This window comes from Xanthobacter autotrophicus (genome assembly GCF_029991245.1).
In the GTDB taxonomy this organism is placed as follows: Bacteria; Pseudomonadota; Alphaproteobacteria; order Rhizobiales; family Xanthobacteraceae; genus Xanthobacter; species Xanthobacter autotrophicus_C.
In genome coordinates, this window is the sequence record NZ_JAIVFO010000128.1 from 1 (window position 1) to 13,327 (window position 13,327).

At 68.7% G+C, this 13,327-nt stretch carries 13 protein-coding genes; 8 read left to right on the plus strand and 5 right to left on the minus strand.

Annotated elements, in window-relative coordinates; translation table 11 throughout:
* From K9U41_RS17960 to K9U41_RS17975, 4 genes are all read left to right on the plus strand, one after another.
* Nucleotides 1–645 (plus strand): TetR/AcrR family transcriptional regulator (locus K9U41_RS17960; RefSeq protein WP_282642244.1); only part of this gene is annotated, 645 nt, incomplete at its 5' end.
* A gap of 116 nt (nucleotides 646–761) precedes the next feature.
* On the plus strand, nucleotides 762–1,184 hold the full coding sequence (ndk, locus tag K9U41_RS17965) for a nucleoside-diphosphate kinase (RefSeq protein ID WP_282642245.1): 423 nt from the start codon (nucleotides 762–764) through the stop codon (nucleotides 1,182–1,184).
* A gap of 520 nt (nucleotides 1,185–1,704) precedes the next feature.
* On the plus strand, nucleotides 1,705–2,445 hold the full coding sequence (locus K9U41_RS17970; RefSeq protein ID WP_282642246.1) for a TerC family protein: 741 nt from the start codon (nucleotides 1,705–1,707) through the stop codon (nucleotides 2,443–2,445).
* A 63-nt stretch (nucleotides 2,446–2,508) separates the two neighbouring features.
* Nucleotides 2,509–4,623, plus strand: coding sequence for a molybdopterin-containing oxidoreductase family protein (locus K9U41_RS17975; RefSeq protein WP_282642247.1), 2,115 nt, complete (start codon nucleotides 2,509–2,511; stop codon nucleotides 4,621–4,623).
* A 194-nt stretch (nucleotides 4,624–4,817) separates the two neighbouring features.
* Here K9U41_RS17975 and purN read toward each other — a convergent pair whose 3' ends face one another.
* From purN to K9U41_RS17990, 3 genes are all read right to left on the minus strand, one after another.
* Nucleotides 4,818–5,486: a phosphoribosylglycinamide formyltransferase gene (gene purN, locus K9U41_RS17980; protein WP_282642248.1), complete on the minus strand. Its 669-nt coding sequence runs from the start codon at nucleotides 5,484–5,486 to the stop codon at nucleotides 4,818–4,820.
* Nucleotides 5,483–6,556 (minus strand): phosphoribosylformylglycinamidine cyclo-ligase, encoded by a 1,074-nt coding sequence (gene purM, locus K9U41_RS17985; RefSeq protein ID WP_282642249.1) that lies wholly within the window; start codon nucleotides 6,554–6,556, stop codon nucleotides 5,483–5,485. Before purM ends, purN begins: the two co-directional genes overlap by 4 nt.
* A gap of 126 nt (nucleotides 6,557–6,682) precedes the next feature.
* Entirely contained in the window at nucleotides 6,683–7,513 is an 831-nt protein-coding gene (locus K9U41_RS17990; RefSeq protein WP_282642250.1) for a hydrogen peroxide-inducible genes activator, read from the minus strand.
* 114 nt (nucleotides 7,514–7,627) lie between these two features.
* Here K9U41_RS17990 and K9U41_RS17995 point away from each other — a divergent pair, with 114 nt between their 5' ends.
* On the plus strand, nucleotides 7,628–9,133 hold the full coding sequence (locus K9U41_RS17995; RefSeq protein WP_282642251.1) for a catalase: 1,506 nt from the start codon (nucleotides 7,628–7,630) through the stop codon (nucleotides 9,131–9,133).
* A 272-nt stretch (nucleotides 9,134–9,405) separates the two neighbouring features.
* Here the strand turns inward: K9U41_RS17995 and K9U41_RS18000 are convergent, their stop codons facing one another.
* Together K9U41_RS18000 and K9U41_RS18005 are read right to left on the minus strand one after the other, a co-directional pair.
* Complete coding sequence (locus K9U41_RS18000; RefSeq protein WP_282642252.1) at nucleotides 9,406–9,960, minus strand: GNAT family N-acetyltransferase; 555 nt, start codon at nucleotides 9,958–9,960, stop codon at nucleotides 9,406–9,408.
* 285 nt (nucleotides 9,961–10,245) lie between these two features.
* Nucleotides 10,246–11,376 carry a type III PLP-dependent enzyme gene (locus K9U41_RS18005; protein ID WP_282642253.1) on the minus strand — a complete coding sequence of 377 codons (1,131 nt, stop codon included), beginning with the start codon at nucleotides 11,374–11,376 and terminating at the stop codon, nucleotides 10,246–10,248.
* Nucleotides 11,377–12,207: 831 nt separating this feature from the next.
* Here K9U41_RS18005 and rplU point away from each other — a divergent pair.
* The 3 genes from rplU to K9U41_RS18020 form a co-directional block, all read left to right on the plus strand.
* Nucleotides 12,208–12,582, plus strand: a complete 375-nt coding sequence (gene rplU / locus K9U41_RS18010) for a 50S ribosomal protein L21 (protein WP_282642254.1) — start codon at nucleotides 12,208–12,210, stop codon at nucleotides 12,580–12,582.
* 21 nt (nucleotides 12,583–12,603) lie between these two features.
* The gene (gene rpmA, locus K9U41_RS18015; RefSeq protein ID WP_282642255.1) at nucleotides 12,604–12,876 is read left to right on the plus strand and encodes a 50S ribosomal protein L27; all 273 of its coding nucleotides are present in this window, start codon (nucleotides 12,604–12,606) and stop codon (nucleotides 12,874–12,876) included.
* Between the two features lie 144 nt (nucleotides 12,877–13,020).
* Nucleotides 13,021–13,327 (plus strand): GNAT family N-acetyltransferase (locus K9U41_RS18020; RefSeq protein ID WP_282642256.1); only part of this gene is annotated, 307 nt, incomplete at its 3' end.

Here is a 13,327-nt window from a genome sequence, read left to right on the forward strand (position 1 = left end):
CCCATGCCGACGCCCCCTGCCCCCGCTGTTCCCGCGCAGGCTGCCGCGACCAGGCCGCGCCGCGACACCCGCGGCACCACCGCCCGCATCCGCGCCGCGGCCCGAAGCCTGTTCCTCGAAAAGGGCTATGAAGGCACCTCCATGGACGCGGTCGCCGCCGCTGCGCCGGTGTCCAAGCGCACGCTCTACCAGCACTTTCCCGGCAAGGCCGACCTGTTCGGCGCAGTGATCGACGAGGCTTGGTCCCACTTCACCCGCGCCCCGCTCATCCCCAGCGAAGCCACGGGCGACGCCCGCGCCGTGCTGCGGGCCTATGCGGGACGGCTGACGGAACACTGGGCGCGGCCCGACGTGATCCCGCTGCTGCGCCTCGTCATCTCCGAGGCGCCGCGCTTTCCCGAACTGTCGCAGGCCTATTTCGCGGCCGGCAAGGAGCCGGCGGTGAAGGGGCTCGCCGCCTATCTTGCCGCCCTCGTCGCCGAGGGCCGGCTGCCGGTGGGGTGCGATCCGCAGCTCATGGCGGCGCAGTTTCTCGGCGCCATCAAGGAGCCCCTGTTCTGGCCGCGCGTGCTCGGCGTGCCGGTAGCGTTCGATGCGGCGGAAGCGGTGGAGCGGGCCATCGACGGGGTGCTGGGAAAGATTTAGGTGCTTTAATACCGCCGCACCGGACCTTCCCTTGCCCCTTCAGGCTCCGGCTGCTAAGAGCCGCGCCATCCGCGGACGCCGCGGCATCCCACCAGCAACAGACAGGACGGTCCCCCATGGCGATCGAGCGCACCTTCTCGATCATCAAGCCCGACGCCACGCGTCGGAACCTCACCGGCGCCGTGAATGCCGTCATCGAGACGGCCGGCCTGCGGATCGTCGCCCAGAAGCGCATCCTGATGACCAAGGCACAGGCCGAGACCTTCTACGCCGTGCACAGCGCGCGTCCCTTCTTCGGCGACCTCGTGTCCTTCATGACCTCCGGCCCGGTGGTGGTGCAGGTCCTCGAAGCCGAGAACGCCGTCGCCGCCTATCGCGAAGTGATGGGCGCCACCAACCCGGCCAATGCGGCCGAGGGCACCATCCGCAAGCTGTTCGCCGAGTCCATCGAGGCCAATTCCGCCCACGGCTCCGACAGCGTCGAGAACGCCGCGGTGGAAATCGCCCAGTTCTTCGCGGGCAACGAGATCGTCGGCTGAGCGCACAAGTCCCGGCGATGCGCCCGCATCTTCGGGACCCCGCTTGATGCGGAAACAGGTTCAGATGCCGCAGCGCGCCAACGAATGATGCGTTGCGGCATCCGGTTTTCCTTGAGGCCAGACCTAAGGGCAGGTTAGCGTAGCGTCAAAATCCATAATACGGCGCACAAGACGCAAAATACCACCCGCAGAACGCGGGGGAACAAAGGCCCGGGGTGGGTAACATGAAGCTGGCTTCACCAGTGCTGTGGCGCATGCCGCCGCAGATCCTTCGGATCAACGCAATCCGAAGCGGCGACCTGAAATCGGCAGCGGGAGACCGAGGGCGGGAAACCGGGACCAAGATGCCGGAGCCAGGCAACCGGGGTTCAGGCAACCGGGGGTCCTGCGCGGCCCCTTTTTCTTGACCCCCCAATGACGTAACGTCACTGAAAAGTTCGCCTCGACTTCCGCTTGGGAATGAGACACGCACGCCAGTTGCGTGGCACGTGGTGGTCTACTGCGCAGCATGGAGTGGACGATGGATTTCACGGCACCCACCTTCTGGGTCTCGCTTCTGCAGATCATCTGGATCGATCTGCTGCTGTCCGGCGACAACGCGGTCGTCATCGCGCTGGCCTGCCGGTCCCTGCCGCCCCAGCAGCGCAAGTGGGGCATCCTTCTGGGTGCAGGCGCGGCCGTGGGGCTGCGCATCCTGTTCGCCCTCGCCGTCTCCGCGCTGCTCGGCATTCCGTTCCTGAAGGTGGTGGGCGGCCTGCTGCTGTTCTGGATCGCCATCAAGCTGGTCACCGACAATGACGGCGACAGCCACGAGGTGGCGGCGTCTGACAGCCTGTGGAAGGCGGTGCGCACCATCGCCATCGCCGACGCGGTCATGAGCCTCGACAATGTGGTGGCCATCGCCGCCGCCGCGCGCGGGCACTGGGAATTGTTCGTATTCGGCCTGCTGCTGACCATCCCGCTCATCATCTTCGGCTCGCAGCTGCTGCTGCGGCTGCTCACCCGCTTCCCCATCCTGATCTGGGCCGGCGCGGCGCTGCTGGGCTGGATCGCCGGCGAGATGCTGGTGGGCGACGTGATGTCCCTCAACGCCCTCCAGCAGATCGACCCGTCGCTGGTGAAGGTGGACGACCACGGCATGCATCCGGCGGCGCTGCCCCATTATGTGGCGAGCGTCATCGGCGCGGTGGTGGTGGTGGCAACAGGCTACATCCTGCGTAACCGCGCACGGGCCACGGCGGAGGCCGGGCACGGCGCCTGATACAGCGCATGCCGGCCTGAAATGGGGGGCGACGGCACAGGTTGCCCCCTCTATCCTGCGGGCATGAACGTGCATGCCCCGAACACGTCGCGCGCCACCGACCGCCCCGTCGCGACCCGCGCCTCCGTCTGCCCCCACGATTGCCCCTCCACCTGCTCCCTCGAGGTGGATGTGATGCCCGACGGCCGCATCGGCCGCGTGCGTGGGGCGAAGGCCCAGACCTACACCGCCGGAATCATCTGCGCGAAGGTGGCCCGCTATGCGGAGCGGGCAAACCATCCCGAGCGCCTCACCCATCCGCTGATGCGCACCGGCCCCAAGGGCTCCGGCCAGTTCACCCGCATCTCGTGGGACGAGGCCCTCGACCGCATCGCCGAGGACCTGCTGGAGGCCGAGCGCGCCCACGGCGCCCAATCGGTCTGGCCCTATTATTATGCCGGCACCATGGGCCTGGTGATGCGCGACGGCATCAACCGGCTGACCCATGCCAAGGGCTATTCGCGCTTCTTCGCCACCATCTGCGTGAACCCGGCGTGGAGCGGCTACATGGCGGGCGCGGGGCGCATCGCCGGCGTCGACCCGCGCGAGATGGCGGCCTCCGACCTCATCACGTTGTGGGGCACCAATGCGGTCTCCACCCAGGTGAACGTGATGACCCACGCCATGCGCGCCCGCAAGGAGCGCGGGGCGAAGGTGGCGGTGGTGGATGTCTATCGCACCCCCACCCTGGAGCAGGCCGACATTCCGCTCCTCATCCGCCCCGGCACCGACGGGGCGCTCGCCTGCGCGGTGATGCACGTGCTGTTCCGCGACGGCCACGCCGACCGCGCCTATCTCCATCGATACGCGCGCGACACCGAGGCGCTGGAAGCCCACCTTGCGACCCGCACGCCGGAGTGGGCCGCCGCCATCTGCGGGCTCTCGGCGGACGAGATCGAGGCCTATGCGCGCCTCGTCGGCACCACGCCGCCCGCCTATTTCCGCATCGGCTACGGCTTCTCCCGCTCCCGCAACGGGGCGGTGAACATGCACGCGGTGGCTTCCATCCCGGTGGTGGCGGGCTCTTGGCAGCATGAGGGCGGCGGGGCGCTGCATTCGCTGTCGGGCACCTATGGCTGGCGCAAGAAGATGATCGAGGGCCTCGACCGCCTCGATCCCCGGACCCGTCAGCTCGACCAGTCCCGCATCGGCCCCATCCTGATGGGGGAAGAGGACGCGCTGGCCGGCGGCGGCCCGGTGAAGGCCCTGTTCATCCAGAACACCAATCCGGTGGCCATCGCCCCGGAGCAGGAGAAGGTGCGGGCGGGCTTCCTGCGCCAGGACCTGTTCGTGGCCGTGCACGAGCAGTTCATGACCGATACGGCGCGCCTCGCGGACATCGTGCTGCCCGCCACCATGTTCACCGAGCATGACGACCTCTACCAGGCCGGCGGGCACCCCCACATCCAGCTCGGGCCGAAGCTGGTGGAGCCGCCGGGCGAATGCCGCTCCAACCATGAGGTGGTCGCCGCGCTGGCCCGGCGCCTGGGGGCCGAGCACCCCGGCTTCGCCATGAGCCCGCGCGACCTCATCGACTGGACCCTGCGCGAGAGCGGCCGCGCGCCCATCGCGGAACTGGAGACGGCGCGCTTCATCGAGGTGGCGCAAAGCTTCGAGGACGCGCATTTCCTCAATGGCTTCGGCCATCGCGACAAGCGCTTCCACTTCGCCGTGGACTGGGCCAACCTCGGCTTTCCGGCCCCGGCCAAGTTCGGCCCGGTGGCGGACATGCCGTCTTTGCCCGACCACTGGGCGGTGATCGAGGAGGCAACCCCCGAGCACCCGTTCCGCCTCGTGACCGCGCCGGCGCGCAACTTTCTCAATTCCTCCTTCACCGAGACCCCCACCTCCGTGGCGCGGGAGGGCGAGCCCTCCCTGCTGATCCATCCGGAGGATGCGGCGGCGCTGAAGGTGACCGAGGGGGACCTCGTGGCGGTGGAAAATCCGCGCGGGCGGGTGGTGCTGAAGGCGCGCCTGTTCGACGGCGTGCTGCGGGGCGTGGTGGTCTCGGAGCAGATTCAGCCGGCACAGGCCCACCGCGAGGGCCGCGGCATCAACACGCTGACGGGCGCCGACCCGGTGGCCCCGGTGGGCGGCGCGGCGTTCCACGACAACCGGGTGCGGCTGGAGAAGGTTTGAGGACGGCGGGAGCGCCGGGATGGACGGCCCGGCTGCCACTCACCCCCGGCTGCCACTCACCGTCGTGCTCCGGCGTGACCGGAGCACCCATCCGCGACCAGGAGCGATGCGCGCTGTCGAGGCCGGAGCCTTCCGGTCAAGCCGGGGGGCGACGAAGGCGGGCAAGCGCAAGCAGGTCAGGGCCGCCCCACGCCTCACACCGCCGGCACGATCATCGGGGCAAGCCCGCCCTTGACGCCCGCGATCGCCACCCGCTCGTCGGCCACGCTCAGCCGGCCGGCGGCGAGCAGTTCCAGGCCCTTGGGATAGATGATGTGTTCCTGCGTCAGCACCCGGTCGGCGAGCCCGTCCGGCGTGTCGTCGGGCTCGATGGGCACCACGGCCTGCAGGATGATCGGCCCCTCGTCCATCTCCGCGCGCACGAAATGCACGGTGCAGCCATGCACCCGCACCCCCGCCTCCAGCGCCCGCTCGTGGGTGTGGAGGCCCTTGAAGCTCGGCAGCAGCGAGGGGTGCACGTTGATCATGCGGTTGCGCCAGCGCTCCACCAGCCAGGGGGTGAGCAGGCGCATGAAGCCGGCGAGGCAGACGATCTCGATGCCCTCCGCCTTCAGGTGCGCGTCCAGCGCCGCGTCGAAGGCGAGACGGTCGGAATAGCCCTTGTGGGAGAGCACCAGGGTGGGGATGCCGTGGTCCTTGGCGAAATCCAGCCCGGCCGCATCGGCGCGGTTGGAGAGCACCAGGGCGATCTCGGCCGGAAAATCCTCCTGCTCGGCCGCGCGCACCAGGGCCGCCATGTTGGAGCCCCGGCCCGAAATGAGGACGGCGGTGCGCCGCGGCGCCTCGCTCGACCCTGCGCTCACGACGCGAATCCGAAATGGGTGGACCCCTCATAGGCGACATGGGGGGCGCCCTCGCCGGGCTCGATGACGCCGAGGCGGATGACGCACTCGCCGGCATCGGCAAAGGCGTCGGCCACGGCCTCCTCCTCCTCCGCCGGCACCACCACGGCCATGCCGACACCGCAGTTGAAGGCGCGCAGCATCTCCTCCGGCGCCACGGCGCCCACGGTGGCAAGCCAGCGGAACACCGGCGGCACCATGAGGTTGGTGAGGTCGATGCGGGCCAGCGTGCCCTGGGGCAGCACCCGCGGCAAATTCTCGGTGATGCCGCCGCCGGTGATGTGGGCCAGCGCCTTCACCGAGCCGGTGGAGCGGATCACCGACAGCACGCTCTTCACATAGAGCCGGGTGGGGGTGAGCAGGGCCGCGCCCAGCGCGTGGTCGGGCTGGAACGGCGCCGGATCGGACCAGGCGAGGCCCGAGCGCTCGACGATGCGGCGCACCAGCGAATAGCCGTTGGAATGCACCCCGGCGGAGGCAAGGCCCAGGATCACGTCGCCCGGCGCCACGTCCTTGCGGGGCAGCAGGTCGCCCCGCTCGACGGCGCCAAGGGAGAAGCCGGCGAGGTCGTAGTCGCCGTCCTTGTACATGCCCGGCATCTCGGCGGTCTCGCCGCCGATGAGGGCGCAGCCGGCGTCCTTGCAGGCGCGGGCGATGCCGGCGACGATATGGGCGCCCACCTCCGGCGCCAGCCGGCCGGTGGCGAAATAGTCGAGGAACAGCAGGGGCTCGGCGCCCTGCACCACCAGGTCGTTCACGCACATGGCCACAAGGTCGATACCGATGGTGTCGTGCACGCCGGTATCGATGGCGATCTTCAGCTTGGTACCCACCCCATCGGTGGTGGCGATGAGCAGCGGGTCGGCAAAGCCGGCCGCCTTCAGGTCGAACACCCCGCCGAATCCGCCGATATCCGCGTCGGCGCCGGGGCGCGCCGTGGCCTTCACCAGCGGCTTGATGAGATCGACCAGGCGGTTGCCCGCGTCGATGTCCACGCCCGCGTCGCGGTAGGAAAGTCCGTCCTGAGCCATGAGGTCCTCGTCTCTCGCGCGGGGCTTAGCTTTGAATGCGGGGCAAAGCAAGGCAGCGCGCGCAACGGGGCCATGCGACCCCAGGGTTCGCGCGCCCGGTTGGCGTCCCCGATCCACGCCCTCAACTCACGCTCCCGGCCGGCAGGCCTTCACCATGTCCGCCACCGCCGCCACGTCCTCCCGATGCGGCAGGGTGCGGCGCCAGACCAGGCCGATGGTGCGCGCGGGCACGGGATCGGGAAACGGCAGCAGGCGCACGCCCGCCATGCGGCCGCCCTCCGCGCGCACGAACATGTCCGGCAGCAAGGTGATGCCCTGCCCGTTCGCCACCAGCTGCGCCAGCGTCGCGAGGCTGGAGGCGCCGAAGCGGCGCAGCTGGCGCGCATCCACCTTGCGGCAGACGTTGAGCGCCTGGTCGCGCAGGCAGTGGCCATCCTCCAGCAGCAGCAGGTCGGCGGCGAGGATGCTGTCGGCGGAAGCCTTCGGGCCCTGGAAGTCCGGTGACGCCTCCGGCACCGCGAGGACGAACCGGTCCTCGAACAGGGCCATGGCTTCGAGCGCGGGATGCTCCACCGGCAGGCTCAGGATGACGAGGTCGAGGTCGCCCTGGACGAGGTCCGTCACCAGATGCTCGGTCTGGCTCTCCCGCAGCGCGATTTCCAGCCCCGGATGGCGGCGCGCCATCTCCGGCAACAGGCGCGGCAGCAGATAGGGCGCGATGGAGGCGATGACCCCGAGGCGCAAGCGCCCCTCCAGCAGCCGGCCGCTTTCGCGGATGGTGCGCTCCATGTCGGCCAGCGCCGCGAGCACGCCCCGCGCCCGGCCGGCCGCCTCCTCCATCTCGCGGATCTGCATGGACAGGGCCGGCTGGGTCACCGCGCAATCCTCCGCCGCCCGGCCGAAATGGCGATGGCGGGCGAGGGCCTCGAAATAGCGTAGCTGACGGATAGAGAGCATATGATCAGATTATCTGATCGATTCTTGAACGCAATCTGATTTGTAGTCAGTCCGGGAGACGCCCATTCTGCGCGAGTGATTTTCGCCCTCCGGGCCTTTCCAGGGAGCCCATTCATGACGCGACCCACACTCACCACCACGGCCGGCAACCCCATCGCCGACAACCAGAATTCGCTGACCGCCGGCGAGCGCGGCCCGGTGCTGATGCAGGACTACCAGCTGCTGGAGAAGCTGGCGCACCAGAACCGCGAGCGCATCCCCGAGCGGGTGGTGCATGCCAAGGGCTGGGGCGCCCACGGCACCCTCACCATCACCGGCGACATTTCCAAATACACCAAGGCGACGGCGCTCCAGCCGGGCGCGCAGACCCCCATGATCGCCCGCTTCTCCACCGTGGCCGGCGAGCTGGGCGCGGCGGATGCCGAGCGCGACGTGCGCGGCTTCGCCCTCAAGTTCTACACGCCGGAGGGCAATTGGGACCTGGTGGGCAACAATACCCCGGTGTTCTTCGTGCGCGACCCCTACAAGTTCCCGGACTTCATCCACACCCAGAAGCGCCACCCCAAGACCAACCTGCGCTCGCCCACCGCCATGTGGGACTTCTGGTCCCTGTCGCCGGAGAGCCTGCACCAGGTCACCATCCTGTTCTCCGACCGCGGCCTGCCCGTGGGCGTGCGGAACATGAACGGCTACGGCTCCCACACCTATTCCTTGATCAACACGGCGGGCGAGCGGTTCTGGGTGAAGTTCCACTTCAAGACCCTGCAGGGCCACAAGCACTGGACCAATGCGGAGGCCACCGAAGTGGTCGGCCGCACCCGCGAATCCACGCAGGAAGACCTGTTCAGCTCCATCGAGAAGGGCGACTTCCCCAAGTGGAAGGTGCAGGTCCAGATCATGCCGGAGCTGGATGCGGAGAAGACCTCCTACAATCCGTTCGACCTCACCAAGGTTTGGCCCCACGGCGAGTATCCGCCCATCGACATCGGCGTGATGGAGCTGAACCGCAATCCGGAGAATTATTTCGCGGAGATCGAGCAGGCGGCCTTCTCGCCGTCCAACATCGTGCCCGGCATCTCGTTCTCGCCGGACAAGATGCTGCAGGCCCGCATCTTCTCCTATGCGGATGCCCATCGCCACCGCATCGGCACCCATTACGAGCAGCTGCCGGTGAACGCCGCCAAGTGCCCCGTCCACCATTATCACAAGGACGGCGCCATGCGGTTCTTCCCGCCGCTGACGGGCAGCACCGACGCCTTTTACGAGCCCAACTCCTTCGGTGGCGCGAAGGAGGACGCCAAATACGCCGAGCCGCCGCTGAAGATCTCGGGGGATGCCGAGCGCTACAACCACCGCATCGGCAATGACGACTTCTCCCAACCGCGGGCGCTGTTCGAGCTGTTCGACGCCGGCCAGCGGGCGCGCCTGTTCTCCAACCTCGCCGCGGGCATGTACGGCATTCCGCAGGAGATCGCGGATCGGCAGATCGCGCTGTTTACGCAGGTCCACCCGGAATACGGGGCGGGCGTGCGCGCCGCGCTGGAGCACGAAACCCGCCAGAAGGCGGCGGAGACGGCGCAGCAGCAGAAGATGCCCGAAGGCCCCGTCGCCGCCGAGTGAGACGGGCGCGACCTGGAGACGGGCGAGACCTGCGGGCGCGGGCACCTGAACGGCCTTGCCCGCGCGCCGGTCGAAGACCGGGGCTTTGGTATCGCGTGCGGGGGAAGGCCGGGCGGGTCGCCGTCCGGCCCCCGGAAAGGGGATGGGCTCCGGCCCATCCCCTTTTTGCTTTGCGGACACCCGCGCGCCGCACGGGATCTTGAGGTGTCTCCGCTCAGGCGCCGCGCGGGCTTGGACTTGTTCCCACGCTCAGGCGCCGCGCGGGCTTGGCTCTAAGCCGACCGGCGCATCGCCCCGGCGAGAAGCTCGGCCAGCGAGGGCTGGGCGACAGGCGCGCCCGTGGGGCTGATGAGGCCGCGCGCGCCATCGAGGGTGCCGGCCTCGAGTTCCACCGCCAGCAGGCGGTCGCGGGCGTAGGGGCCGGGCATCCAGAGCGCGCCGGTCTTGTGCGCGCTGAAGCCGAAGCGCTCGTAATAGGCGGCATCGCCCACCAGGATCACCGCGCCGTGCCCCTTCGCCCGCGCCGCATCCAGCGCCGTGCGCATGAGGGTGGCGCCAAGGCCATGGGCCTGGAACCACGGGTGCACCGCCAGCGGGCCGAGCAGCAGCGCCGGCCGACCCGGCCCGGCGGTGACGTTCCACAGCCGCACCGTGCCGGCCAGGCGGCCGTCCGGCCCCCGGGCGACAAAGGCAAGGTCCTGCGCCGGCATGCGGCCTTCACGCAGGCGCTCGGACGACTTGGAAAAGCGTTCGGCGCCCAGGCACAGGTCCAGCAGGGCCTCGCGCGGGGCCACATCTTCCACGGTTTCCAGCACGATCTCAGTCATCAGCAGCTCCGGTGCCACAACGTGAGAGGCGAAGACATCCGTCCCGCCGCGCGGGATGCGCGGTCGGCCAATCCCTGCTCGGGACCATCAGCCTTTCGGAACGGTGCGGAAGACGAGGGGAATCCCCCTCCTCATTGCCACCGGCGCGAACCATCGGGTCCGGCGCGCGATGGGGATCGTGCGGGGGTCAGGAGGCGCCAAAGACCGGACCTCTCGGGTCCGGCCCCTCAACGCGTTGTGTCCCCTTTCGATCGCAGGCCCTGAGACAAGCCTCTGACCAGGTGCTCAGATCACGTAGGATTTCAGCGGCGGGAAGCCATTGAACGCCACCGCCGAATAGGTGGTGGTGTAGGCGCCGCAGGCCTCGATGATCACCTTGTCGCCGATGGAGAGCGACAGCGGCAGCTCCACCGGGGTCTTCTCGTAGAGCACGTCGGCCGAATCGCAGGTCGGGCCGGCGAGCACGCACGGGGCGGTGTCGTCGCCGTCGCGCGGGGTGCGCAGCGGATAGCGGATGGCCTCGTCCATGGTCTCGGCGAGACCGCCGAACTTGCCGATGTCGAGGTACACCCAGCGCATGGCGTCGGCCTCGGACTTCTTCGAGATGAGCACCACCTCGGCCTCGATGAGGCCGGCATTGCCCACCATGCCGCGGCCCGGCTCCATGATGGTTTCCGGGATCTGGTTGCCAAAGTGCTTGCGCAGGGAGGAGAAGATCGCCTCGCCATACGACTGCGCGCCGGGCACGTCCTGCAGGTAGCGGGTGGGGAAGCCGCCGCCCAGATTGACCATGGAGAGCGAGATGCCCCGCTCCGCGCAGGCGCGGAAAATCTGCGCCGCCGAGGCGAGCGCGCCGTCCCAGGCGTTCACGTTCTTCTGCTGCGAGCCCACATGGAAGGACACGCCATAGGCGGCAAGGCCCAGGCGATGGGCGTGCTCCAGCACGTCCGCGGCCATCTCAGGCTCGCAGCCGAACTTGCGCGACAGGGGCCATTCGGCGCCGGCGCCGTCGCACAGGATGCGGCAGAACACGTTGGCGCGTGGCGCCACGCGGGCGATCTTCTCCGCCTCTTCGTAAGAGTCCACGGCGAACAGGCGCACGCCCAGGCGGAAGGCGCGCTCGATGTCACGCTCCTTCTTGATGGTGTTGCCGAAGGAGATGCGGTCGGCGCCGGCGCCGGTGGCCAGCACCATCTCGATTTCGCCGACGGAGGCGCAATCGAAGCACGAGCCCATTTCTTCGAGCGCCTGAAGAATGGCGGCGTCGGGATTGGCCTTCACGGCATAGAACACGCGGGTGTCCGGCAGCGCGCGGGCGAAGGCCTGGTAATTGGTGCGGACCACGTCGAGGTCCACCACCACGCAGGGGCCATCCTCTCGTCGGGTACGCAGGAATTCGCGGATGCGATCGGTCATGGTGTCCTCCCAGTGACCTGAAGCCTCGTGAAGCGCGGGGAACCGCGCGACGACAGGACGGACGAACCCGCACTGGATTCGGCCGGGGCACGCGCAGGCAGCCGCCCGGCGCTGTGGACACGCCGGGTCGTCTGCGGGCCGTACCCGCTTCGCCGGGGCTCTATCCCGGCCGCATCATCGGACCGAACGGCAGCCGGACCGCCCGCCGGGCGACACGCCAGGCGAGGACGAGACAACTGCGCACGATTGGAGAGGGAATCCCGCTCCGCACGGCCGGCAAGATGTAGTGCCTCTTCAGTAACGCCGCCCTTTGGAGGGGCGACCGAGACCAAAAAAGCCCTTACGTCGTTGCTTCAAGTCACGTCCCCCGCATGAGGAGCGGGGTGGGCCGGTTCCCTCCGGCTATCGGTCGTCCTGGCAGCTTTCCGGCCTCTTGTCCGGAGATCCTACCGACCGACACGCGACCACAGGCACGTGCGAATTTGGGCAAAGCGGATTTAGGGGATTCGTCCCGCCCATGCAAGGGGCATTTTGGTGATTTTCGCAGCGCCGATCCTGCCGCCGAAACGGGCGGGCGCCCGCTGCCCCGGCACGCCGGATCGGCAAGCGTTTGCGCCCACCCCGAGGCCCGCCACGCCGGTGCCTTGTGCTAAGGTCCGTAACGAGCGCGAGCAGCTTGGCGAGCGGCTTGGATGGTCGCCGGCTCATTGACTTTCAAGGCACCGATAGTGTATCGGACCCACTTCGCGTGGGCCCTCGTGCCCGCATTCCCATTCCCGACCGGAAGAAGCCAGCCCTTCGAGGCTCGGCGGAACACGAAAGCGAGACAAGATGTTCGCGGTCATCAAGGCAAACGGCAAGCAGTATCGCGTTGCCGCCGCCGACGAAATTACCATCGACCACCTCGACGCCGAGGTGGGCTCCATCTTCACCTTCCCGGTGCTGATGCTGGGCGGTGCCACCATCGCCATCGGCGCGCCCCACGTGGATGGCGCCAGCGTCACCGGCGAAGTGGTCGAGCAGACCCGCGGCGACAAGGTGATCGCCTTCAAGAAGCGCCGCCGGCAGAATTCGCGCCGCAAGCGGGGCTTCCGCGCCGACCTCACCGTGGTGCGCATCACCGAGATTTCGGGCCTCGGCGAGACCGTCAAGGCTGAACCCAAATTCCAGCGCGCGCCGGCTCCTGAAGCCGCTGCCGACGCCTGATAGCGAACGAGGAGAGCAACAATGGCTCATAAAAAGGCAGGCGGCTCGTCTCGCAACGGTCGTGATTCCGATGGTCGCCGTCTTGGCGTGAAGCGCTTCGGCGGCCAGGACGTCATCCCGGGCAACATCATCGTGCGCCAGCGCGGCACCAAGTGGCATCCCGGCACGAACGTGGGCATGGGCAAGGACCATACCCTCTTCGCCCTGGTGGAAGGCAAAGTCACCTTCCAGACCAAAGCCAACGACCGCACCTTCGTATCGGTGCTTCCCGTCGCCGCCGAGGCGGCTGAATAAACGGCGAGACCTGAAATGCAGGGTCCCGCCGGTCACGTCGACCCGGTGGGCGCCTGAGCAGGCCGAACCTCAAGCTCAGACACGAACCGGGGAGACGGGACACCTCTCCCCGGTTTTCGTTTGTCTGGCCTTGAGGAGCTTGCCATGACCCTGTGTGAGACGCCGTCCGGAGCGCCGCTCGCGGAGAACTGTATCCCCGTCCTCGAAACCGACCGGCTCGTGCTCCGCGCGCCGCGCCTCGAGGACGTTGCCGCCGTCGCGGAGCTTGCCAACAACCGCAAGATCGCGGAAATGACCGCGAACCTGCCCTTCCCCTACAAGCCGTCCGACGCCCATGCCTTCGTCGAGACGCTGGCCGCCGTCCCGGACGCGGCCACCTTCGCGCTGTTCCTCAAGGGCGAGGGCGCCCTCACCTTCGCCGGCATGGTGAGCTTCGGCCGCCGCCCGCCCG

Excerpts from the sequence above, each read along its gene's own strand:
- ndk (WP_282642245.1), top strand. The coding sequence starts at position 762 with ATGGCGATCGAGCGCACCTTCTCGATCATCAAGCCCGACGCCACGCGT.
- K9U41_RS17970 (WP_282642246.1), top strand. The coding sequence starts at position 1,705 with ATGGATTTCACGGCACCCACCTTCTGGGTCTCGCTTCTGCAGATCATC.
- K9U41_RS17975 (WP_282642247.1), top strand. The coding sequence starts at position 2,509 with ATGAACGTGCATGCCCCGAACACGTCGCGCGCCACCGACCGCCCCGTC.
- purM (WP_282642249.1), bottom strand. The coding sequence starts at position 6,556 with ATGGCTCAGGACGGACTTTCCTACCGCGACGCGGGCGTGGACATCGAC.
- K9U41_RS17990 (WP_282642250.1), bottom strand. The coding sequence starts at position 7,513 with ATGCTCTCTATCCGTCAGCTACGCTATTTCGAGGCCCTCGCCCGCCAT.
- K9U41_RS17995 (WP_282642251.1), top strand. The coding sequence starts at position 7,628 with ATGACGCGACCCACACTCACCACCACGGCCGGCAACCCCATCGCCGAC.
- K9U41_RS18000 (WP_282642252.1), bottom strand. The coding sequence starts at position 9,960 with ATGACTGAGATCGTGCTGGAAACCGTGGAAGATGTGGCCCCGCGCGAG.
- K9U41_RS18005 (WP_282642253.1), bottom strand. The coding sequence starts at position 11,376 with ATGACCGATCGCATCCGCGAATTCCTGCGTACCCGACGAGAGGATGGC.
- rplU (WP_282642254.1), top strand. The coding sequence starts at position 12,208 with ATGTTCGCGGTCATCAAGGCAAACGGCAAGCAGTATCGCGTTGCCGCC.
- rpmA (WP_282642255.1), top strand. The coding sequence starts at position 12,604 with ATGGCTCATAAAAAGGCAGGCGGCTCGTCTCGCAACGGTCGTGATTCC.